Here is a 22,147-nt window from a genome sequence, read left to right as displayed (position 1 = left end):
CTTCTGGCATGGCCAAGATGATAAGACAAAACTGGAATCCGGAAAAAAGTTAGGCAAATCCATCAATCTTTTGGTTGTTCATGCATATGTTGTATGGAGTTCATCTGTTATTTATTTTCTTATGAGAATGCCTATAACAGAAAGAAGGGAGTAACTGCGGTGAAAATACATGTTGTTCAAAAAGGGGACACATTGTGGAAGATTGCCCAAAAATATGGGGTGAACTTTGAAGAGCTGAAAGCGATGAATACGCAGCTCAGCAATCCAGATATGATTATGCCTGGCATGAAGGTCAAAGTGCCAACGGATTCAAAGCCGGTAAAAAAAGAGATGAAAAAGTACCCGGCAGAACATCCGTATAAAGATACGTCACCAAAGCCGTTACCTATGATAAAAGAAGAGAAAAAAGAGCAGCCAAAGGAAATGCCAAAAAAAGAGATGCCTAAAAAGGAAATGCCCAAAAAAGAAGCTGTTAAACCAGCAAAGCAAGAAAAGCCGATGATGCCTGTGCAGCCACAGCCTCAAATGCCTATGCAGATGGCTCCTATACAAATGCAATTTCCAACTATGGAACAACAAATGCAGAATTACTATACGACGGTGAATATTCCTAAGATGCCTCAATATAAAGAACCTAAACCTGAAGTTAAACCAAAAGCAAAAACGGAACCGAAACCTAAAGCGAAACCTGAAGCGAAGCCTGAAGCCAAACCTAAAGGGAAATCTGAAGGGAAGCCTCAAGAAGTAAAAGGGGTTCAGCAAGGGGAGCAAAAGCCGCAACTAATGCCTCAAATGCAGCAACAAATGCCTCAAATGTCGCAACAGATGCCGCAAGTGCAACAACAACCCATGCAACAACAGCCGGTGTATTATTATCCAATGATGCATCATCCTTGTGTACCTTGCCCTCCTCATCCGTGTATGCCTTGCTATCCACATCCCCAATATCTAGGGAGTAGTGATGTGAATTGCTACGATGAAGGGCAAATGATGCCAATGCAGCAAGGTATGGTTCAAGGAGCATATGATGAATCTTCTGAATCATCTAGTATGGATATGCCTCAAATGCCGGGTCAAATGCCAGGTCAAGTGGCAGGGATGAGTGATGATTGCGGATGTGATGATGGATACCAGCATGGATACGGAATGCCGCAACAAGGATACGGAATGCCGCAACAAGGCTATGGCATGCCGCAACAAGGCTATGGCATGCCACAGCAAGGATACGGGATGCCGCAGCAAGGCTATGGCATGCCAGAACAAGGAGGCGGAATGCCGCAACAAGGGTACGGAATGTCAGAGCAAGGAGGCGGAATGCCGCAACAAGGATATGGTATGCCACAGCAAGGCGGAGACCAGGGAGGCTATGGTTTCCCTCAAATGGGACCAGGAAGTTCTCAATTTAGTGGATTAGATATGCCTAGATTTGACGATGACGACGAGGATTATTAAATATGAAGAATTTAAAAGGGGAAGTCGGAAGCGACTTTCCCTTCTCTTTTTTTGAGGAGAAGGCAGGTTTAATTATTCGTAATTTCAAAGTTATTAAGCCTCATGTGCTATTGGTGTCTACAGCATCAGGCTCATTTATCTTAAAGCGATATAGTTCGGTTCATTCTGTCAGTCAGCAATGGGGATTGTTTACAGGTCTTCCTAAAGATTCTCCTGTGATTCCATTTTCACCTTTCCCATCAGGTGATTTTTATATAAGAGATGAATATGGTTCAACCTGGACATTAGCTCCTTACGTGTATCGTTGTGAGGCCCTAAGCTATAAGCGTAAATGGGATAGGGAAGCTGCGTGTGATGTGTTGAATCAATTTCATCAAAAGGCTAAGGGAGTTAAAGTCAAATCAGTGATTGTGAAGCAGCCTTTGTATATTCACTGGAGGAAACGGTTTCGCCTGTTTGAGAATCATTATTATGTGTTTAGACGACATGGTTATGGTGGCCTTTTTGATTCTTTATGCCAAGTATCAGAAAAAGCATACAATCAATTTGTGAAGTTAGATTGGTATAGTCTTGAGAATCGTGGGGTGAATGAGTTTTCTTGGGTTCACGGGGATGTAGCGGCTCATAATTTTTTAAAGACAGAACATAATAAGGTATATCTTATTGACTTTGATTTGGCATCACAATCTCCGAGGGTTTATGACTGGATTCAGATTGCTCAGCGTTTTTTACCATTTATAGAAGATCGTGAGGAAATCGCTTGTATAGAACGTAAACTATCGCAAGAGGAAGTTCCTTTTTTTCGCCTTGGATTAGCGATACCAGCCTCTCTGGTAAGAGAGTGGAATACGTTTATGGCAAGTTATCCATCATCTGAAGAGGTTCTTTACTACCTTCAAGTGCTTAATGGAAGGTGGCACAAGCAACTAACATTTGTGGGACAAAACAAATTTATGCTAACATAATATGAGAACTAACCTAACATAACTTATGGTAACTGAAAGGAAGAGCGTACTTATGCAAGAAAAAATTGATAAGCTTGTGAAATGGTTGCAAGATCAAGCGAATGATGCAGGATTAGAAGGGCTTCTTGTAGGAGTAAGTGGAGGGATTGATTCTGCTGTCGTAGCACATTTAATTAAGCGTGCGTTCCCAGACAATTCGCTGGGTGTAATCTTACCGTGTAAGAGTAACCCAAATGATCAAGAGGCAGCTCAAAAGGTTATTGACAGCTGTGGCATTAAATCAATGACTGTGGATTTAACAAAAACACATGAAGTGATGTTCTCAACTATTCAAGACCAACTTAAATCTGCAGGTGACTATAACGAAAACCAAGAGAAATTAGCTGATGCAAACCTGCGTGCACGCTTACGTATGAGTACGTTATACTCTGTTGGAACGAATTACAAATATCTTGTAGTAGGAACAGATAATGCAGCTGAATGGTATACGGGTTACTTCACTAAGTATGGTGATGGAGGCGTAGACTTAGTACCGCTTGTTCACTTAACAAAAGGTGAAGTTCGTGATATGGCACGTGAACTAGGAGTTCCGGAAGAGATTATCGAGAAGAAACCAAGCGCAGGCCTGTGGGAAGGTCAAACAGATGAAAACGAAATGGGTACATCTTATGAAATGATCGACAAACATCTTAAGGGCGAAGAAATCCCTGAAGAAGACCGTGAAATTATTGAAGATATGCATAAGAAGAGTGCTCATAAGCGTGAATTAGCTGCAGCTCCTCCTCAATCGTAAATAATAAATTACCTAAATGTAACTCGGTTAATGAAAACCTCCCTAAGCCATCCTAAGGATGAAAGGGAGGTTTTTCTCATGAAAAAAGAATTCATGATAGGCGCTGTTCTCTCTCTTGGATTACTTGCAGGTTGCGGTGGTGCCGAGGAAGAATCCATTCAAACTGAACTTGAACCAGAGTCTTTGAACTCCGAATTAGAAGGTCAGGCTGAGAAGAACGCTAAAGAAGATCGTAATCAAGATGTCGGCAAAAATCAGCCAAAGTTTCAAACGAATATTGATACAGAGTATTACCAGTATGAATTAGAGCGATCTCGTCCTAAAAATGGCGAGGCTCAAAAAGAGTATCCAACAACCCCAATTTCTGATAAGGGTGCGAACTCTTATAATAATAAAGAGTACGACAAGCAATCTAGAGAAATTGGGAAGCGTTTAAGCCAGTCTCGGTATGTTAAGACTGCACAAGTCGTTGTGACAAATGATGCTGTTCTAGTAGCAGTAGAAGAGCCAGATCGTGCGACTTACACAAGGGTGGATGTGGCTGAAAAGGTACGTGCAGCGTTGAAAGAAATGCCTGAAACTAAAGGAAAAGAAATCGTAGTGTATACAGATGAACGCTACTGGGATCGAATGAAAGATCTTAAGAGCCGAATCAACCAAGATGAACAGATGCCAGAAGGAATCGACCAATTTAGAGACAAAAATTATAAATAACTAAAGAGTGCTATAGAAGCGCTCTTTTTTTTATGGATTTTCATGCTGCGCAGGTCATGGAGAGTGTTATTTACATATGTCAAAGGAGCTTTTGGCCCTGAATTGGCAGGCTTTTTCAATTTTTTTCTTTGTGTTATAGTAAAAATAGATTTTAATTTTTTTATGGAAAGATGAAGAGAGGAGAATGTCCCATGGCAGGTCATTCGAAATGGGCCAATATTAAGCATCGTAAAGGTGCTCAAGACAAAAAACGTGGAAAGCTATTCATGAAAATGGCAAAAGATATATATGTAGCAGCCAAAGAAGGTGGAGGGGATCCTGAAACAAACCCTCAGCTTCGTTTAATGATTGATAAAGCAAAAGCAAATAATGTGCCGAACGAAAACATCGATCGTGCGATTAATAAAGCAACTGGTGGCTTAGATGGTGCAAATTACGAAGAGTTCACATATGAAGGGTACGGTCCAGGCGGGGCAGCTGTTATGGTAGAGGTGCTTACCGATAACCGTAACCGTACAGCTTCTGAAGTTCGCCACGCTTTCAATAAGAACGGTGGGAACCTTGGAGAAAATGGGTGTGTTTCCTTTATGTTTGATCGTAAAGGGTATGTTGTCATTGATCGTTCTATAGTAGAAGTTGATGAAGATGAATTGATGCTTGAAGCGATTGAGGCTGGCGCAGAGGAAATGGAAACAACAGAAGGGGCATTTGAGATCTACACAGACCCTGAAGCCTTTCAAGACGTTCGTAATGCTCTAAAAGACCAAAACATTTCTCTTGATACGGATGAAGTAACGTTCTTCCCGCAAACATACTCCGAGCTCGACGGAGAAGTTGCTGAGCAAATGGAAAAGTTAATTGATATGCTTGAAGACCTAGAAGACGTGCAAGAAGTCTACCATAATTTCCGACAAGCATAACCATACCTTAAGGATAAAACTTCTAATTTTGGGAACCCTAAAATTAGAAGTTTTTTTATTCCTAAAACACAACCTGACATTCTTTAGTGAATGAAAGCGTGCCAGACACCGTGTTGTGCTTTAAAGGGATAAAGAATGATGGAGGTGGATGGTTTGCGAGGAATTCGTTTGGTAATAATCATAGTGACTTTCTGTTTGTTTGTAGGTGGGGTTCGTGTTATGGACACTTTGCCGCTTAAGGCTTCAGAATCTTCTGCTAAAGAAGGAGCGGAAACGAATGCAAGTGTTGAGCAGCCTCTCGAACTAGAAGTTGTGTTGAAGCGCGAGTATATTGATGGACACGTCGGTGAAGAGCGTAAAAAAGAAACGATATGGGCGATGGAAGACTTCTGGGCGCGTTATGAGGGCTGGGAGCTTGTGGATCAGCGTGAAGGTCATATTACGTTTAAGAAAGTAATTGATGACCTCTCGCCATTTGTGAAAGAAGCAGGATATTTTGGCTTGAATGAAGGCAATGAACTCATTTTATTTGATGGTTCAGATGAACGTTCTGAGGTCATTCAATCCTTTTTCCAAATTGATGTTGGGAAGCTTGAAAGTTTCCAAAGTGAAGAATTACAAAAAGGAATCAAAATCAAATCTAAAGATCAGTACTTAAGTTTACTGAAAAAATATGAGTACTTTTCGATTACGCCAACACCATAACAAAACCCCTTCCTCAGGCCTGAGGAAGGGGTTTTGGTTTATATGTATTACGATTGCGTTTTACTCTTTGGTGGTCGGTACACTTTTTCAGCATTCACTCCGAGGTTTTTGAGATATTCCACAATACGATCGATCGTACTCATAACTAACACCCCGTTCCCTGATAATATACGTCGATCATACATCTTCATGACCAGTCAGTCAATATGAAAATATGTGCAATTCTGAATCTTTTATTTACAATGTCGTTATTCCTTATCATATATTCTTCCTTTGCTTTCCTTATGCCTAACGGAGCAAAACGGGGGCCTGCGCTTTTGGTACATCCAGCTCCGGCCCCTAGTTCCTCGGGGTCATAAGGCAATCAACTGCGGGAAGAAAAGGCCCTTCCCTCCGTTGCTTTCCTTATGCCCGACGGAACTGAACAAGGGGCCTGCGCTTTTGGTACATCTAGCTCCGGCCCCCTGCTCCTCGGGGTCATAAGTCAAATAACTTCGGGAAGGAAGAGCGCTTCCCGTAGTTCTTCGTCTTATGCCTGACGGAGCAAAACGGGGGCCTGCGCTTTTGGTGTTCATATGTTAAAATATATAGAGGTGACTACGGATGTAAGGGAGAACGATTGTAATGATAGCTTATGTTAGAGGGAATGTGGCTGCTGTGTCGGCTGAGAATGTCGTTTTAGAAGCGAATGGCATTGGTTATGAAATTTTATGTGCGAATCCGTTTGCCTTTCAATCGATGAAGGGGAAGGAAACGCTTATATATACGTATCATTATGTAAGGGAAGATTTGCAGACGTTATATGGTTTTAAGACGTCTGAGGAGAAGGTGATCTTCTCTAAGTTATTAAATGTATCTGGTATCGGCCCTAAGGGTGCTCTTGCTATTGTTGGTTCAACGTCTGTTGGTGAAGTGGTTTCGGCAATTGAGCGGGAGGATGACACATTCTTAACCCGTTTCCCTGGAGTTGGGAAGAAGACTGCTCGACAGATGATCCTCGATCTAAAAGGAAAACTGACCGAATGGTTACCTGTGGAACAGGACGAGACGAGTATTTTCTTTGAAGGTGAACAAACGCACGAGGAACAGTCGAATTACGTAGATGAAGCGCTCGAGGCGATGAAGGCGCTTGGTTATTCGGATAAAGAAATTAAATCCATTCGACCTAAGCTTCAAAAAGAACAATGTTCAAGTGTCGATGAATATGTACGTAAAGGGTTAGCCCTTATGATGCAGAAAGCGTAAGTAAGGAGGGTTACCATGGATGATCGGATGGTTAGTGGGGAGGCCATGACAGATGATGCTTCAGTCGAATTAAGTCTCCGGCCACAAACGCTTGCTCAATACATTGGGCAAGGGAAGACAAAAGAAAACTTACGAATTTTTATAGAAGCTGCGAGAATGAGAAATGAACCTTTAGACCATGTTCTTCTCTATGGGCCTCCAGGGCTTGGTAAAACAACATTAGCTTCCATTATAGCAAGTGAGATGGGTGGCCAATTTAGGACGACGGCTGGTCCTGCAATTGAAAGGGCTGGTGATTTAGCTGCAATTCTTTCTTCTCTTGAAGCAGGCGATGTTTTGTTTATAGACGAAATTCACCGTTTGCCAAGGTCTGTTGAGGAAGTACTCTATCCTGCTATGGAAGATTTCTGCCTCGATATTGTCATTGGCTCAGGTTCAGAAGCGAGGTCCATACGGCTAGATCTTCCTCCTTTCACACTCGTTGGCGCTACAACAAGAGCAGGTTTACTTTCTGCTCCCCTTCGAGACAGGTTTGGTGTGTTAAGTCGTTTGGATTACTACACTACAGATGACCTTTGTGAAATTGTGAAGAGAACGTCTGAAATTTTTGATGTGGAAATTGATGATCAGGCGGCGGTCGAGGTGGCCCGTCGTTCACGGGGAACCCCGCGTATCGCCAACCGTCTTCTGAAGCGAGTGCGTGATATTGCGCAAGTAAAAGGGGAAGGCGTTATATCTCGTGAAACAACAGACCAAGCTCTGAATATGCTTCAAGTCGATCAGGCTGGACTTGATCACGTGGACCATAAGTTGTTACTCGGGATTATGGATCATTTCAGAGGCGGACCTGTTGGACTTGATACAATATCGGCAACGATTGGAGAAGAGTCGCAAACGATTGAGGATGTGTACGAACCATTTCTGTTACAAAAAGGGTTTATTCAACGTACACCAAGGGGCAGACTAGTAACACATTTAGCCTACGAACACTTTAATCGGGAGGTGCCTGGAAGTGAGTGAATTCCCTAGGATGTTTATTGTTTTAGGTGTTCTCTTCATTGTGATAGGCCTCATTTGGAGCATTTTCGGGAAGCTTCCTGGAGACTTCCTCTTTAAAAAAGGAAATACAACCTTTTATTTTCCGATCATGACGTCTATTATAGTGAGTGTTGTCGCAAGCGTTGTGCTATATATTATTGGGAAATTTCGATAAGAACTAGGTAGGGAGAGACATATGAACATAAACGATTTCGACTTTGATTTACCAGAAGAGTTGATTGCACAAACTCCTCTGGAAGATCGAACGTCTTCCCGGTTACTTGTGATGGACCGTGAGAAGGAAACTATAGATCATAAACATTTTTACAACATCACCTCATACTTAAAGCCTGGTGATTGTTTAGTTTTGAACAATACGAGAGTGCTTCCTGCACGTTTATATGGTGTAAAGGAAGACACAGGTGCTAAAGTAGAAGTATTGCTTCTTCATCAACGTCAAGGTGACGAATGGGAAGTTCTTGTGAAACCAGCTAAAAAGATTAAGCTAGGGACCAAGATTTCATTTGGAGATGGAAAACTCGTGGCTGAATGTACAGAGTTACAAGACCATGGTGGACGAATTCTGACATTTTCGTATGAAGGAATTTTTCTTGAAGTATTAGAATCGCTAGGTGAGATGCCGCTTCCTCCTTATATTAAGGAACAAGTGTCTGACCGGGAGCGTTATCAGACCGTTTACTCTAAAGAGGAAGGTTCTGCAGCAGCGCCTACAGCAGGCCTTCACTTTACGAAAGAACTTTTACAAGAAATTCAGGACAAGGGTGTGGAGATTGCTTATATTACACTCCACGTTGGTCTTGGCACATTCCGTCCTGTAAGTGTGGATTCTGTAGAGGAGCATGATATGCATGCTGAATTTTATCAGATGTCAAATGAGACTGCTGATCAACTAAATCGAATTCATAACAACGGTGGGCGTATTATTCCGGTGGGAACGACTTCTACTAGAACACTTGAAACCATTGCAAGAGATCATGGTTCCTTTAAAGAAGCATCTGGTTGGACTGATATTTTCATTTACCCACCATATGACTTTAAAGCGATTGATGGGTTAATTACGAACTTCCACTTGCCGAAGTCTACGTTAATCATGCTTGTCAGTGCGCTTGCTAGTAAAGAATTTGTGATGCGAGCATACAAGGAAGCTGTTGATGAACAGTATCGCTTCTTTAGTTTCGGCGATGCGATGCTAATTTTATAATGAGAGATAGAAAGGGTATGAATGATGCCAATTAGGTACGAACACATAAAAACATGTAAACAAACAGGAGCTCGTTTAGGTCGAGTTCATACACCCCATGGTTCTTTTGAAACTCCTATGTTTATGCCGGTAGGGACGCTTGCTACTGTTAAAACGATGGCCCCAGAAGAGCTGAAGCAGATGGGAGCGGAGATCATCCTCTCTAATACGTATCACTTATGGCTAAGACCAGGAGAAGATATCGTAGAAGAAGCAGGTGGCCTTCATAAGTTTATGAACTGGGATGGGTCCATTTTAACGGACTCCGGGGGCTTTCAGGTCTTTAGTTTAAGTAAGCTACGTGACATCAAAGAAGAAGGGGTTCATTTCCGTAATCATATTAGCGGTGAGAAGCTATTCTTATCACCTGAGAAAGCCATGCATATTGAAAACGCTCTTGGTGCTGATATTATGATGGCGTTTGACGAGTGCCCTCCATATCCAGCGAGTCACGAATATATGAAGAAGTCCGTTGAGCGAACAAGCAGATGGGCGGAGCGTTGTTTAGAGGCTCACAAACGTCCACACGATCAAGGCCTATTCGGCATTGTTCAGGGTGGAGAGTACGAAGATCTTCGTCGTCAAAGTATTAATGATCTAGTCTCTATGGACTTTCCTGGTTACGCGGTTGGAGGTCTATCCGTGGGTGAACCAAAAGATGTGATGAACCGAGTGCTAGATTTCACAACACCCTATCTTCCGACTGATAAGCCTCGCTACTTAATGGGAGTAGGTTCTCCTGACTCTCTTATCGATGGTGCAATGCGCGGTATTGATATGTTTGATTGTGTATTACCTACCCGTATTGCTCGTAACGGAACATGTATGACTTCACAAGGTCGTTTAGTGGTGCGGAACGCCAAATTTGCTCGTGACTTCGGTCCAATTGATCCTGAATGTGATTGCCATACATGCCGAAATTACTCAAGAGCTTATATTCGTCACCTAATTAAGTGTAATGAAACGTTTGGTTTCCGACTTACAACTTATCATAATCTTTATTTTCTGTTAAAATTAATGAAGCAAGTCCGAGAAGCGATTCGCGAAGACCGTCTTGGTGACTTCCGTGAAGAGTTCTTTGAACAATATGGTTTCAATAAACCAGATGCTAAAAACTTCTAAATGATAGAAGCTTCTTATTGAAAGGAGGGAAAAATCCATGGCAGGTTCTGCAGGTTCATTAATTATGCTAGCCTTAATGTTTGTACTGTTTTACTTCTTGCTTATCCGACCGCAGCAAAAGCGTCAAAAGCAAGTTAAACAAATGCAATCTGATCTTCAAAAAGGAGATCATATCATTACGATTGGCGGCATGCACGCAACCATTCATGCGCTAGATGAAAACACGCTTATCTTACAGGTAGAGGATGGAACGAAACTTACATACGATCGTTCAGCTATCCGTGAAGTTGTGAATCAGAAGGCATGATGAAAAAACGCGCTCATCTCTATCTAGAGATAAGCGCGTTTTTTATTTAGATTTTCCTCCTACATTGACTCCCATGATTCCACCTAAGAGAGCCATGACCACATAACCGCCTAAATAAAGGAGTTGCGATGTCGACATGCCTTGTTGATACCCTAGGAATTGAAACAAGAGAACAAATGCAAAGAACCCTAAACCTGTTAATAATCCAAGCAGCCAGCCTTGTTCTTTTCCTTTTGCCCCTGCTATAAATCCTCCGATAAATAGCGTAATTAATCCAATTACAAGTGTTGCCCATTGTAGAGTTGGTTGTGACATTTCCGAGAATTTAAGGAATAAGGCCAATGTAAAGCTACTCAACACCATAATAATAAGAATGGTGCCCCATCCATAGGCGAGTGCCATCATTCTTTCTTTAACCATATTGATTCTCCTCCCTGTTCGTCCACCTTTTTACCACTTTATTCATAAAAAAATAAAATAGAATAAAATATTTTCTTAAGGTACGTGAATATAGTAGTAAAAATGGACAAGAAAAAAGGGGGGTTCTAATGGAAACGACCCTGGCGGTTGCTGTGTTTATCGTTAGCTATGTGTTTATTATGTCAGAGAAGATAAATCGTGCATTGGTAGCTTTAGCGGGCGGAGTCCTTATGTTGTTAAGTGGTATATATGGCTGGGAAGAGGCGTTTACTAGCTTTATTGATTGGTCCACGATTACGCTTTTATTCTCTATGATGGTGCTCGTTTCAATTACGAAAAAGACAGGCTTATTCGAATACATAGCTATTCTTTTAGCTCAGCGGGTCAAAGGTGCTCCAGTCCCGCTTCTCATTGTGACGGGTGTGTTAACAGCTATAGGTTCGGCATTACTAGATAATGTAACTACAGTCCTTTTGTTTGTACCTATATTACTAACTTTGACTTCAAAGTTAAATTTGCCTGTATTCCCTTATTTATTAACGGTAATATTATGTGCGAATATTGGAGGAACGGCTACTTTAATAGGCGATCCTCCAAACATTATGATTGGGCAAGCGGTCGACCATTTTACATTTATGTCTTTTCTGGTTCACCTTGGCCCGGTTGTTTTGATCATTTTTACAACTACTTTATTTGGACTAGTTTTCTTGTTTAGGAAATCCCTTGTGAAGAAAGAGGGAGACCATGTCCGCACATTAATGGAACTAGATCCTTCTTCATACCTAAAGAAAACTCCGATGCTTTATCAGTCAGTTACGGTACTATCTATGACCATCCTTGGTTTTCTGCTACACGCATTTGTGCATGTTGATTTAACGACTGTCGCTGTTTGCGGAGCCATTCTGCTGCTTTTACTTACAGAAAAAGAATCAAATACAGAAAAAGTCTTTGAAGAGGTAGAATGGGTCACCTTGTTTTTCTTCATGGGGCTATTTATGCTAGTTGGTGGGCTCGAACAAGTTGGTGTGATTGATGAGTTGGCCAGAGGGATGATTTGGTTAACAGAAGGTGATTTGCCGGCAACAGCTCTTATGATTTTATGGATATCAGGTCTTTTCTCAGGAATAGTCGATAACATACCATTTGTGGCAGCAATGATTCCGGTCATCAAAGAATTTCAGTCATATGGTATGACGAATTTAGACCCTTTGTGGTGGTCTCTTGCTCTTGGAGCTTGTCTAGGTGGAAATGGGACATTAATAGGGGCATCTGCTAATGTGGTCGTAGCAGGATTGGCTTCTAGTGCTAGACATCCGATTGGATTTTTAAAGTTTATGCTATATGGAATGCCTGTTGTGCTCTTCTCCCTTGCCGTATGTACGGTCTATGTTTGGTTTCGGTACCTTGTTCCATTTATGCAAGCTGGCATGTAAGCATAGGAAGGGTAAGATCGGTTTACACTAGGAACATTAGGGACAATAGAAAGAAGTGAACCTGGTGTGAATCTAGAAGAAACATGGATTATTATTTGGAGAACGTTTGCCACTTATTTTGTAATATTAGTGATCTTTCGCGTTATGGGGAAAAGAGAGATTGGTGAGCTGTCCATACTCGACTTAGTGGTCTTTATCATGCTTGCTGAGATCGGAGTCTTTTCGATTGAAGAGCCTAAGGATGAATTCATTCACGCAGTCATACCCATGCTTGTTCTTTTGCTGATCCAGAGGATGAGTGCGTGGTTCTCCTTAAAAAGTCAATGGTTCAGGGAAAAGGTTGATGGAAAAGCTTCTGTAATTATTCAGAACGGAAAGATTGATGAAAATGAAATGAGGAAACAGAGGTACAATTTTAATGATTTACTTCAACAATTAAGAGAAAATGGCAACTCGTCTGTGGATGAGGTAGCTTTTGCTGTACTAGAGCCTTCTGGTAAGCTGTCTATTTTAGAGAAACAAGACAATCCGTCTCAAAATATGAATGGATTTCTTATGCCATTTATTACAGACGGCAAGGTCCAAGAGGAGAACTTGAAGCGTAATGGAAAAGATGAGAAATGGCTGTTAACAGAAATACGTAAGCGGGGTTATGAGCACCCTGAGCAAATTTCCTTACTAACCGTAGATCATAAAAACAAATGGTACATCGACGAATACGATGAAAAACAGTAACATAAAGAGGAGGTGTCTTGGAACAGAAGGCATCTTCTTTTTTATACTTAAGAAGGGGGCAGGATTATGAGTGAATCATTCAATTGGCATGAGGCAGCCACAAAAAAGTGGGATCAAAACGTTTCGTTTTGGAGTGAAAAGAGTCGTTCTATGTGGAGTCAAGGGTCCCGAGCTGGAATCATTCCATTCATTAAACACTATATACCAGAGGGCAGCCAAGTAGCTGATATTGGCTGCGGGGATGGTTATGGGGCATATCTATTGAGTGAAGCGGGTTACAATGTAACGGGAGTTGATATTTCACCTAAGATGATAGAGTATGCAAAACGAATGAATGGAGAGCGACTAAAGTTTACACAAGGCGATTTGGCCGATCTTCCTTTTGCTCAAGATACATTTGAAGGGTTAATGGCAATTAACTCACTTGAATGGACAGAAGACCCTAAAAGGGCATTAGAAGAACTGCGAAGAGTCTTAAAGCCAGGAGGGCGTCTGTGTATAGCGATCCTTGGTCCAACTGCAGGCCCTCGACAAAATAGCTACAGAAGACTATATGGTGAAGATGTCATTTGTAATACGATGATGCCTTGGGAATTTGAACAGCTTGCAGGAGAAAATGGTTGGAGAACGATAGATGGTTATGGGGTTTTTAAAGAGGGAGTAGAAGTAGAAGAAGTAGAAGATTTGGCGAAACCATTAAAGCAAGCACTGACCTTTTTATGGGTCTTTGTAGTAGAGAAGCAATAAGAGTCATCTTACTACATAAAAAACCAAGTATAAAATCAGATCTGATTCTATACTTGGTTTTTATTTTAGTTTATCGCTTTTTTTGAAAAAAAGGCAACTGTTGCAATTCTTCTTTAGTTATAAAGCGGAAAACGAACAGGAAGATGATGTAGACACCTGTGAATACTGATATTAACAATAGAAATGGAATAGGAGCCATTGTGGCTTCTTTGAATAGTTCGTTCATTTTATAGCCAATAAACCATGTGCTTCCCATTAATAAAATCATCTTTCCAATGTCAACAAGAGGAATTCGGAACTGGATCGCTTTCATTAGTGTAGCTAGATGTAAGAACGTAACCAGAATAACACCAACTACAATTGCAAGTGCTACACCCATAATACCGAATTTAGGCTGAGTGGCTAATGATAGTAAGACAGCAAACTTTACAACAGCTCCTATCAAACTGTTCCACATGGCAGCTTTCGCTAAATCAAGAGCTTGTAGAGCGGCTTGTAAAGGTGCTTGGAAATAAAGCATTAAGAAGAATGGCGCCATTACAAGCAAGAATCTAGAAGCATTTCCGTGCCCGTACATGAACGTTAAGATTGGTGTAGCGAAAATCGTTAATATAACGGTCGCAATAGCTCCTGAGGCAAAGGATAAACGAATAGCTTGATGTATACGGTAGTGAATTAACGTTTGATCTCCTTTAGCTCCAGCTTCACTTATATTGGGAACAAGAGCAACTGAAAGAGATTGTGTAATAAATGTTGGAAGCATTAGAAGAGGGAGGGCGTATCCCGTTAGTTCCCCGTACTGTTTAGTAGCCATAGCGGTTTGTAAGCCTGCAATGGCAAGGCTTTGTGCTACTAATATTGGTTCTAAGAAAAAGGATATGGACCCAACCATACGACTTCCGGTAGTCGGAAGGGCGATCGACATGAGTTCATTGAATGTGTCTTTACCATTTTTAATATAACTCATGAACTTTCTTCTGACTTTCACACGTTTTTTCACTTTGAACATATGAAGCATGTACAACAAAGAACAAAACTCTCCTAATACTACTGAAATCATGGCACCTGCTGCAGCATATTCGACTCCGTATGGGGCGAGTGCTTTCGTGAATAAAGCGACAAAACTAATGCGTACAATCTGTTCAATCACCTGTGAGTATGCTTGTGGCTTCATATTTTGTCGACCTTGGAAATACCCACGTAACACAGAGGAGATGGCTACAATAGGGACGATAGGGCTGATTGCCAGAAGTGGATATAGGGTCCGTTCATCTGTTAACAAGGTTTGAGATAACAAAGGAGCTAAAAGAACCATTCCTGTTGTAAAAATGATGCTCAATACACCTGTGATAGTGAGAGAGATCACTAGAATTTTCTTTACTTTCTTTAAGTCTCCTATAGCTTCAGCCTCTGCTACCCGTTTCGATATAGCTACAGGTAATCCGAATTGGGTGAGGGTAATAACTAAGATGAGGGTTGGGATGGCCATCATATAAAGGCCTACACCTTCCTCTCCCATAATCCGTGCTACGACGATCCGATTGACAAACCCAAGGAAGCGAGTAATCATGCCTGCTGCAATTAAAATCAGAGTACCTTGTAAAAAGGTTTGTTTGGTCATTCATTACGACCTACCTTCTCAAAGAATTGAAATTCGTATACAATGAATATATGCAGAAAAGGTGGGCAAGCATGACAAGCATTCGTAATTGGTTGAAACATTTGCTATATGATTTGTAGAGCTGAATGAGAGGGGTATTATATATGGAAGAAGGAAAACCTGTAGTGCAGTGGAAGAAGACGATTTACCCTGTATTACAAAGCAAGAAAGAAGAATTTCATTTGCTTGGTTATAGCAAAGCACATGAGGAAGATATTTGGAAATGCCTCGAGAAGAAAGTATGGAAGGGCAATCCAACGTTACGTTTACATAGGGCAGTACAAGATGTGTTTCACTTAAGTGTAGGTACATATATGAGTTACTTAACCGTTCAAGCTTACCAGAGTGATGATCTACTTGCTCAGGTAGAAGCATTAAGGAACCATGATCCAAATAAACAAGAAAATGAAACGTCTTATTGACAGTGCTTCCCAAAGATTTCTATAATTACAATATTGGCGTGTGGCATTTTAGTCACAATGATCATTTCTTCTATACATACAAAAGGCTCACGTAGTTGTAGAGTGGTATTAGTTGAGACCACTCTTTTATGCGTAAGAATGTAATACTATTTCATAAAACGGTTGTTGGAGAAGTCAGAAGGAGGCACTTATACTCATGGTAAAACGCGGTCGTATCGTTGCGTTTTTTCTACTCTTGCTTATCTTTGCAGGTACGATAGGGACAACGATACAAGGAATTACAAAGGATATTCGCCTTGGCCTTGATCTTCAAGGTGGATTTGAAATTTTGTACCAGGTTACACCAATTGATGAAGATCAAGAGATTGACAGGGATGCTTTAGAAGCAACTGTTGAAACGATTTATAGACGTGTGGATTCACTAGGAATTAGTGAAACAAGCGTCAATATTGAAGGAGAGGACCGCATCCGGGTTCAGCTTGCTGGAATTGAAGACCAGAATAAAGCTCGGGAGCTTATTGGTACCTCTGCTCGTCTGTCATTTAGAACCGTTGATGATGATGAAATTCGCATCAATGATGAACCTCTCTCATTAGAAATGGATGAAGAGGATGATAATAATGAGCCAGACACAGAAAATGGAGAAATCTTCAACGGATCAAATCTTGTAGAAGGCAGTGCCCAACAAGAATTTCATCCTGATACGAAAGCTCCAATTGTTACGTTAAAAGTAAAAGATGCAAAAGAGTTCCAAAGTGTAACCAAAAAAGTTTCTCAATTAGGTAATGATCCATCAACACCATTTAATGAGAATTCTATGGTAATCTGGATGGACTTTGGGGAAGAAGATTCTTTTATAGCTGACTTTAACAATCCAGAAGAGCAAGGGTATATATCAGCTCCACGCGTAAGCGAACCTTTACTTACCAAAGAAGTAATGATTACGGGTGACTTTACGGTAGATAGCGCTCAAGAACTTGCCAATATCTTAAATGCTGGTTCATTGCCAGTTGATATGAAAGAGCTCTACTCTACATCTGTAGGAGCGCAGTTTGGTGAGCAAGCATTAAACAAAACGATTATAGCTGGTGCCATAGGGATTGCTTTAATCTTTGTTTATATGCTTTTCTACTACCGACTTCCAGGTGTAGTTGCTGTCATTACTCTATCAACCTACATCTTCTTAATTCTTCTTGTATTTGAATTAATGAACGGAGTTCTGACACTACCAGGAATCGCTGCGCTCGTGCTCGGTGTTGGTATGGCAGTCGACGCGAACATTATAACGTATGAACGTATTAAAGAAGAGATGAAAGCTGGCAAATCTACACTATCTGCCTTTAAAGCAGGTAATAGTAGATCCTTGGCAACGATACTTGATGCCAATATTACAACCATGTTGGCTGCGATTGTCCTGTTTATATTCGGTACAAGCTCTGTAAAAGGGTTTGCAACCATGTTAATTATCAGTATTTTAGTCAGCTTCTTAACAGCTGTTTACGGCTCTCGATTGATGCTTGGCTTACTAGTTAAGAGTAGGGCTTTAAATAAGAAACCAGGTTTCTTTGGGGTTAAACCAAGCCAGGTGAAAGACATAGAAAAAGGCGAAGAGGTAGAAGCGAAAGTCTTTGGCCGCTCCTTTGACTTTGTTAAACACCGTAAGAAATTCTTTGGTATATCGATTGCTCTTATCCTCTCTGGTGCAATTGCATTAGGTGCAATGGGGCTAAACCTAGGAATTGACTTTACAAGTGGTTCTCGTGTTCAAGTACTAGCGGATGAGCCAGTTACAGAAGAAACATTAAAAGAAGAATTCGAAGAAATTGGATATACACCGAAGACGATTGTGATCTCAGGTGACGATGACGAAATTGGTGTAGCCCGTTTTACTAGCGTCCTATCTAAATCTGAAATTGCAGACATCAAAGGTCACTTTAATGAACTTTACGGAAGCAATCCAAGTGTGAGCACTGTATCCTCCATTGTGGGTGAAGAACTTGTGAAGAATGCTGTGTACGCCGTGGCAATTGCGTCCATTGGGATTATCATCTATGTGACGATTCGATTCGAAATTTATTTCGCATTAACGGCTATAGTGGCTCTACTTCATGATGCCTTCTTTATCATCGCGCTGTTTAGCTTAACGCAGCTTGAATTTGATATTACGATTATTGCCGCGATTCTTACCATCGTTGGTTATTCCGTCAACGATACAATCGTTACGTTTGACCGTATCCGTGAGAATCTGAAGCTGAAGAAGAAAGTGAAGACATTCTCTGAGTTAGCAGAGATCGTGAATAAGAGTTTAATGGAAACACTAGCTCGTAGTCTTAATACCGTACTAACGGTCGTATTTGCTGCCTTAATGCTCCTTCTATTCGGAGCAACAGCGATTACAAACTTCTCCTTTGGCCTAGTTATTGGTCTTATTGCTGGTACCTACTCTTCCTTATTCATCGCAGCTCAGCTGTGGTTAGTATGGAGAGGAAGTATGCTTAAACGGAAACCGATTGAGTATAAAGAGAAGAAGCAAACTGGCGGACCACAAGTATAAGTGTAAGAGCTCTCCTGCTAGGAGAGCTCTTTTTTTAATCAGTTTTCAAGCCACCTTCACTTGGGAATAGAAGGAGAAAGAGAGAGTAAAATAATCGAAAGGTTTTTAGAAAGGAGATGGGTTCTTTTGAAGGGACAGAAGAATTTTATTTTAGCCTTAGTATTTGCTCTTATTGTTGCTATTTTCGCTGTGTTTAATGTTGACGCGGTAGAGGTGAATTACTTATTTGGCACAGGCCAAGCTCCGTTAATCCTTATTATACTGGGCTCAGTATTAATGGGCGGATTGATCGCAGGGATTTTCGGCACGGTTCGTAATTATCAGCTTCAACGGGATAATCGAGCTTTAACGGAAAAGCTTAGACAATTAGGGGAGGACCCTGAACGTGTGACTGCACGTAAGGCAGAAGAGGACAAGAATCAGACAATTGAAGAAGAGCGTGCTAAATAATTAAACAATTGTACTGGGAGGATGAAATCATATGATTTCATCCTAATTTTTTGTGTTAAAGTCCTCCCTAAGCACCAAGCCTGCACTTTTCGTGTCTACCTTTTCCACCTGAAATTCATTTGCTCCCCTTACCCTGCTCTTGTATAATGGTTCTGTTAGGGGTGAATCTATGTTACGGAGTAAAGCAAAATGGAATTTAACCCAAGAAGAGGAGCCAAGTCAACCGATTGATCCCTCTTTATCATTGTCTTCTTTAACGCAAGACTTGTTAAGAAAAAGAGGTATTGAAACGAAAGAAGCGGCAAAATTATTTTTATCTCCTCAACTGGAACAGTTACATGATCCAATGTTAATGAATGATATGAACAAAGCTGTTGATCGTGTTAAGAGAGCGATTGAACAAGAGGAATATATATGGGTATTTGGTGATTATGATGCGGATGGGGTCAGCTCAACTGCATTGATGGTTGAAGTCCTTCGTGAAATGGGAGCTTATGTAGAGTACTACATCCCAAATCGTTTTACAGAAGGTTATGGTCCTAATGAAGAAGCATTTCGAAATGCACATGCAGAAGGGATCACGTTAATTATCACTGTGGATACAGGGATAGCGGCCAATCATGAAGCATCTGTAGCGAAAGAATTAGGTATTGACTTAATTATTACCGACCACCATGAGGCTCAAACTGAACTACCAGATGCATATGCAATCGTGCATCCAAAGTTATCTGGCACATACCCATTTCAAGAACTAGCGGGTGTAGGTGTAGCGTTTAAATTCGCACATGCCTTACTAGGAGATTTTCCAAAACACTTATTGGATTTGGTTGTTATTGGAACAATTGCAGACTTAGTCCCATTGCATGATGAAAACCGTATATTAGCTGCACACGGTCTTAAAGCTATTTCAAGGTCTATTCGACCTGGTGTACAAGCTTTAAAGAAAGTATGTAGCATTGAAGGTGACATCACCGAAGAAGACATTGGATTTGCTATAGGCCCTCGTATTAACGCTGTAGGTCGATTACAAGATGCATTTCCTGCTGTTGATTTATTATTGACTGAGAGTGATTCAGAAGCAGAAGCGTTAGCGAATCAAATTCACGCACTCAATCAGGAACGGCAGAAGATTGTTGCTGAAATTGCTGAAGAAGCCGAATCTATGCTTGATGCTCAGGCAGATGATCTTCCTTCTGTCATTGTTGTGGCTAAAGAAGGATGGAATCAGGGCGTTCTTGGTATTGTAGCTTCTCGTCTTGTAAATAAGTATGATCGGCCGACGATTGTTTTAACGGTCGACCCTGAGACTCAGACAGCTAAAGGGTCTGCTAGGAGCATAGATGCGTTTGATATGTTTACAAATTGCATGGAAGTTCGTGATCAGTTTACTCATTTTGGAGGTCACGCTCAGGCAGCTGGAATGACGTTGCCACTCGAGAATGTAGCAACACTTCGAGAAGCGCTAAATGAGCTGGCAGAACAAAAACTAGCACCTGAAGACTTTAAGCAACTCTTAACGATTGACCGAACAGTAAAACTCGAAGATATAACAATTTCAACAATTGAAGAGATTGCGAAGCTATCACCGTTTGGAATGGGGAACCCTAAGCCACTTTTCCGTATAGAAGAAGCAATACCTGCTGAGTTGAGGCAAATCGGGAGTAAACTAAATCATCTAAAGATGCGATTTAAAGCAAATGGAGCAGATATCGATACCATCGGCTTTGGAATGGGAGATTTATACCCTCGTCTCGCTCCTCAATCACCTGTATCAATCGTAGGTGAACTTTCTATCAATGAATGGAATGGTAAGCGTAAACCTCAGGTTATGATGAAGGACCTTTGTGTCGATAACTGGCAGCTCTTTGATTTGAGAGGAAATCGCCACCTTGAAAAGGCAATGCCACGGTTACCATTTGATTATACCGTTGCCATTTTCTTTGGGGAGGCGACAGAAGAGCAATCTTGGGTGTTTGATTACTACCCGGTAATTGAGTTAAACCATGACCCTGAACTCATTGATGATCTACCATTAGATGAGATTGAACATATGGTTCTTATGGACCTTCCGACATCAATGGAACAGATCAGTGCTGTCATTCAGAAAATGACACCTCACAATATTTATGCGTGTTACCGAACAGATGATGCAGCATTCTTAAAAACGTTACCGACCCGCGACCATTTCAAATGGTTCTATGGTATGTTGATGAAGCGCAAGAAATTTCATCTAGAAACAGAAGGACCGAAGCTAGCAGATTATAAGGGTTGGTCAAAAGATTCGGTGGAATTTATATCACACGTGTTTTTTGAACTAGAATTTGTTAGAATAGATAATGGACTTTTAACGCTGAATCCGAATCCTTCTAAAAAAGATTTGGCAGAATCAGCTCTATATCAACAAAAACACGAACAATTACAAGTGGAACAAACGTTATATTTCTCATCCTATCCTCAATTAAAAGCTTGGTTTACCGAGCAAATGGATCGAGTTTCGGACGTTAAGGAGGAAATTAGTTAATGGATTATAAACAGTATATTACGGTTGTGGAAAATTGGCCGACAGAAGGTATCAAATTTAAAGATATCACAACCTTAATGGATAATGGCCCGGCATTTAAGTCAGCGATTGATGAAATCGTAGAGTATGCGAATACAAGAGAAATTGATATTATTGTTGGACCAGAAGCGCGCGGTTTCATTATTGGTTGCCCAGTTTCTTACGCAATGGAAGTAGGATTTGCTCCTGTGCGTAAAGAAGGTAAGCTTCCTCGTGAAACGATTAAAGTTGACTACGGCTTGGAATATGGAAGTGATGTATTAACGATTCATAAGGATGCCATTAAACCTGGTCAACGCGTTCTAATTACAGATGACCTTCTTGCAACTGGCGGTACGATTGAGGCTACAATCAACTTGGTTGAACAACTAGGCGGAATTGTAGTAGGTTGTGCTTTCCTTGTAGAATTAACCTATTTAGATGGCCGTGAGAAACTAGACGGTTATGATGTTCTAACATTAATGCAATACTAAAAGGAAGAAAGAGTGCTCTCAAAGTTATGGGAGTACTCTTTTATCATACGAACGTAAAAACGATTGAAACACGTCCAATAGGTAAGAGTAGAGGTTTTCGACAAAAATTGAGTCTTTCCTCTTTACATTCTCATTAGAATTTTCGATAATTAAACACATATATATGCTACG

22 protein-coding genes are annotated in these 22,147 nt (G+C 41.0%); 20 read left to right on the top strand and 2 right to left on the bottom strand.

From position 1 onward, the window contains the following. Positions 1 to 159 precede the first annotated feature (159 nt). The 12 genes from safA (at position 160) to yajC (ending at position 10,522) form a co-directional block, all read left to right on the top strand. Entirely contained in the window at positions 160 to 1,452 is a 1,293-nt protein-coding gene (gene safA, locus IMZ31_RS24715; protein WP_207527838.1) for a SafA/ExsA family spore coat assembly protein, read from the top strand. 2 nt (positions 1,453 to 1,454) lie between these two features. Further along, a complete protein-coding gene (locus IMZ31_RS13490; protein ID WP_207527837.1) occupies positions 1,455 to 2,417 on the top strand; it encodes a phosphotransferase in 963 nt (320 codons plus the stop codon). Positions 2,418 to 2,469: 52 nt separating this feature from the next. Next, positions 2,470 to 3,210, top strand: a complete 741-nt coding sequence (gene nadE / locus IMZ31_RS13485; protein WP_207527836.1) for an NAD(+) synthase — start codon at positions 2,470 to 2,472, stop codon at positions 3,208 to 3,210. 78 nt (positions 3,211 to 3,288) lie between these two features. Beyond that, positions 3,289 to 3,924 (top strand): YhcN/YlaJ family sporulation lipoprotein, encoded by a 636-nt coding sequence (locus IMZ31_RS13480; RefSeq protein WP_207527835.1) that lies wholly within the window; start codon positions 3,289 to 3,291, stop codon positions 3,922 to 3,924. A 191-nt stretch (positions 3,925 to 4,115) separates the two neighbouring features. Further along, complete coding sequence (locus tag IMZ31_RS13475; RefSeq protein WP_207527834.1) at positions 4,116 to 4,844, top strand: YebC/PmpR family DNA-binding transcriptional regulator; 729 nt, start codon at positions 4,116 to 4,118, stop codon at positions 4,842 to 4,844. A 219-nt stretch (positions 4,845 to 5,063) separates the two neighbouring features. Beyond that, on the top strand, positions 5,064 to 5,549 hold the full coding sequence (locus IMZ31_RS13470) for an intercompartmental signaling factor BofC (RefSeq protein ID WP_207527833.1): 486 nt from the start codon (positions 5,064 to 5,066) through the stop codon (positions 5,547 to 5,549). Positions 5,550 to 6,173: 624 nt separating this feature from the next. Further along, a complete protein-coding gene (gene ruvA, locus IMZ31_RS13465; RefSeq protein WP_207527832.1) occupies positions 6,174 to 6,794 on the top strand; it encodes a Holliday junction branch migration protein RuvA in 621 nt (206 codons plus the stop codon). 15 nt (positions 6,795 to 6,809) lie between these two features. Then, complete coding sequence (gene ruvB / locus IMZ31_RS13460; protein ID WP_207527831.1) at positions 6,810 to 7,814, top strand: Holliday junction branch migration DNA helicase RuvB; 1,005 nt, start codon at positions 6,810 to 6,812, stop codon at positions 7,812 to 7,814. A 10-nt stretch (positions 7,815 to 7,824) separates the two neighbouring features. After that, positions 7,825 to 8,007: a DUF2905 domain-containing protein gene (locus IMZ31_RS13455; protein ID WP_371825504.1), complete on the top strand. Its 183-nt coding sequence runs from the start codon at positions 7,825 to 7,827 to the stop codon at positions 8,005 to 8,007. A gap of 21 nt (positions 8,008 to 8,028) precedes the next feature. Next, on the top strand, positions 8,029 to 9,054 hold the full coding sequence (gene queA / locus IMZ31_RS13450) for a tRNA preQ1(34) S-adenosylmethionine ribosyltransferase-isomerase QueA (RefSeq protein ID WP_207527829.1): 1,026 nt from the start codon (positions 8,029 to 8,031) through the stop codon (positions 9,052 to 9,054). 21 nt (positions 9,055 to 9,075) lie between these two features. Then, positions 9,076 to 10,215, top strand: coding sequence for a tRNA guanosine(34) transglycosylase Tgt (tgt, locus tag IMZ31_RS13445; RefSeq protein WP_036785533.1), 1,140 nt, complete (start codon positions 9,076 to 9,078; stop codon positions 10,213 to 10,215). A 37-nt stretch (positions 10,216 to 10,252) separates the two neighbouring features. After that, positions 10,253 to 10,522, top strand: coding sequence for a preprotein translocase subunit YajC (gene yajC / locus IMZ31_RS13440; protein WP_036785536.1), 270 nt, complete (start codon positions 10,253 to 10,255; stop codon positions 10,520 to 10,522). 42 nt (positions 10,523 to 10,564) lie between these two features. On the opposite strand, the gene IMZ31_RS13435 is transcribed toward yajC, so the two are convergent. After that, complete coding sequence (locus tag IMZ31_RS13435) at positions 10,565 to 10,942, bottom strand: TIGR04086 family membrane protein (protein WP_207527828.1); 378 nt, start codon at positions 10,940 to 10,942, stop codon at positions 10,565 to 10,567. 128 nt (positions 10,943 to 11,070) lie between these two features. Here IMZ31_RS13435 and IMZ31_RS13430 point away from each other — a divergent pair, with 128 nt between their 5' ends. From IMZ31_RS13430 to IMZ31_RS13420, 3 genes are all read left to right on the top strand, one after another. Next, a complete protein-coding gene (locus tag IMZ31_RS13430) occupies positions 11,071 to 12,375 on the top strand; it encodes an ArsB/NhaD family transporter (protein ID WP_207527827.1) in 1,305 nt (434 codons plus the stop codon). Positions 12,376 to 12,441: 66 nt separating this feature from the next. Next, positions 12,442 to 13,110, top strand: coding sequence for a DUF421 domain-containing protein (locus tag IMZ31_RS13425; RefSeq protein ID WP_242705567.1), 669 nt, complete (start codon positions 12,442 to 12,444; stop codon positions 13,108 to 13,110). A gap of 66 nt (positions 13,111 to 13,176) precedes the next feature. After that, entirely contained in the window at positions 13,177 to 13,857 is a 681-nt protein-coding gene (locus tag IMZ31_RS13420) for a class I SAM-dependent methyltransferase (protein WP_207527826.1), read from the top strand. 70 nt (positions 13,858 to 13,927) lie between these two features. On the opposite strand, the gene spoVB is transcribed toward IMZ31_RS13420, so the two are convergent. Beyond that, positions 13,928 to 15,478, bottom strand: coding sequence for a stage V sporulation protein B (gene spoVB / locus IMZ31_RS13415; RefSeq protein ID WP_207527825.1), 1,551 nt, complete (start codon positions 15,476 to 15,478; stop codon positions 13,928 to 13,930). A 143-nt stretch (positions 15,479 to 15,621) separates the two neighbouring features. Here spoVB and IMZ31_RS13410 point away from each other — a divergent pair, with 143 nt between their 5' ends. The 5 genes from IMZ31_RS13410 (at position 15,622) to IMZ31_RS13390 (ending at position 21,976) form a co-directional block, all read left to right on the top strand. Next, positions 15,622 to 15,939: a post-transcriptional regulator gene (locus IMZ31_RS13410; protein ID WP_207527824.1), complete on the top strand. Its 318-nt coding sequence runs from the start codon at positions 15,622 to 15,624 to the stop codon at positions 15,937 to 15,939. Positions 15,940 to 16,135: 196 nt separating this feature from the next. After that, on the top strand, positions 16,136 to 18,493 hold the full coding sequence (gene secD, locus IMZ31_RS13405) for a protein translocase subunit SecD (RefSeq protein ID WP_207527823.1): 2,358 nt from the start codon (positions 16,136 to 16,138) through the stop codon (positions 18,491 to 18,493). 126 nt (positions 18,494 to 18,619) lie between these two features. Next, entirely contained in the window at positions 18,620 to 18,943 is a 324-nt protein-coding gene (locus IMZ31_RS13400; RefSeq protein WP_207527822.1) for a LapA family protein, read from the top strand. A 169-nt stretch (positions 18,944 to 19,112) separates the two neighbouring features. Beyond that, the gene (gene recJ, locus IMZ31_RS13395) at positions 19,113 to 21,464 is read left to right on the top strand and encodes a single-stranded-DNA-specific exonuclease RecJ (protein ID WP_207527821.1); all 2,352 of its coding nucleotides are present in this window, start codon (positions 19,113 to 19,115) and stop codon (positions 21,462 to 21,464) included. Then, on the top strand, positions 21,464 to 21,976 hold the full coding sequence (locus IMZ31_RS13390) for an adenine phosphoribosyltransferase (RefSeq protein WP_207527820.1): 513 nt from the start codon (positions 21,464 to 21,466) through the stop codon (positions 21,974 to 21,976). The genes recJ and IMZ31_RS13390 overlap by 1 nt, the downstream gene beginning before the upstream one ends. Positions 21,977 to 22,147: the final 171 nt, after the last annotated feature.

The organism is Pontibacillus sp. ALD_SL1 (genome assembly GCF_017355605.1).
The sequence above is the reverse complement of the archived record's forward strand: the minus strand, read 5'-3'. Positions and strand labels throughout refer to the sequence as shown.

Bases quoted from the DNA above. Each gene is read 5' to 3' on its own strand.
- ruvA (WP_207527832.1), top strand. From the start codon at position 6,174: ATGATAGCTTATGTTAGAGGGAATGTGGCTGCTGTGTCGGCTGAGAAT.
- recJ (WP_207527821.1), top strand. From the start codon at position 19,113: ATGTTACGGAGTAAAGCAAAATGGAATTTAACCCAAGAAGAGGAGCCA.
- IMZ31_RS13475 (WP_207527834.1), top strand. From the start codon at position 4,116: ATGGCAGGTCATTCGAAATGGGCCAATATTAAGCATCGTAAAGGTGCT.
- yajC (WP_036785536.1), top strand. From the start codon at position 10,253: ATGGCAGGTTCTGCAGGTTCATTAATTATGCTAGCCTTAATGTTTGTA.
- IMZ31_RS13455 (WP_371825504.1), top strand. From the start codon at position 7,825: ATGTTTATTGTTTTAGGTGTTCTCTTCATTGTGATAGGCCTCATTTGG.
- IMZ31_RS13435 (WP_207527828.1), bottom strand. From the start codon at position 10,942: ATGGTTAAAGAAAGAATGATGGCACTCGCCTATGGATGGGGCACCATT.
- tgt (WP_036785533.1), top strand. From the start codon at position 9,076: ATGATGCCAATTAGGTACGAACACATAAAAACATGTAAACAAACAGGA.
- ruvB (WP_207527831.1), top strand. From the start codon at position 6,810: ATGGATGATCGGATGGTTAGTGGGGAGGCCATGACAGATGATGCTTCA.
- IMZ31_RS13480 (WP_207527835.1), top strand. From the start codon at position 3,289: ATGAAAAAAGAATTCATGATAGGCGCTGTTCTCTCTCTTGGATTACTT.
- IMZ31_RS13390 (WP_207527820.1), top strand. From the start codon at position 21,464: ATGGATTATAAACAGTATATTACGGTTGTGGAAAATTGGCCGACAGAA.
- IMZ31_RS13410 (WP_207527824.1), top strand. From the start codon at position 15,622: ATGGAAGAAGGAAAACCTGTAGTGCAGTGGAAGAAGACGATTTACCCT.
- IMZ31_RS13420 (WP_207527826.1), top strand. From the start codon at position 13,177: ATGAGTGAATCATTCAATTGGCATGAGGCAGCCACAAAAAAGTGGGAT.
- IMZ31_RS13430 (WP_207527827.1), top strand. From the start codon at position 11,071: ATGGAAACGACCCTGGCGGTTGCTGTGTTTATCGTTAGCTATGTGTTT.
- IMZ31_RS13470 (WP_207527833.1), top strand. From the start codon at position 5,064: ATGGACACTTTGCCGCTTAAGGCTTCAGAATCTTCTGCTAAAGAAGGA.
- queA (WP_207527829.1), top strand. From the start codon at position 8,029: ATGAACATAAACGATTTCGACTTTGATTTACCAGAAGAGTTGATTGCA.
- spoVB (WP_207527825.1), bottom strand. From the start codon at position 15,478: ATGACCAAACAAACCTTTTTACAAGGTACTCTGATTTTAATTGCAGCA.
- nadE (WP_207527836.1), top strand. From the start codon at position 2,470: ATGCAAGAAAAAATTGATAAGCTTGTGAAATGGTTGCAAGATCAAGCG.
- IMZ31_RS13490 (WP_207527837.1), top strand. From the start codon at position 1,455: ATGAAGAATTTAAAAGGGGAAGTCGGAAGCGACTTTCCCTTCTCTTTT.
- secD (WP_207527823.1), top strand. From the start codon at position 16,136: ATGGTAAAACGCGGTCGTATCGTTGCGTTTTTTCTACTCTTGCTTATC.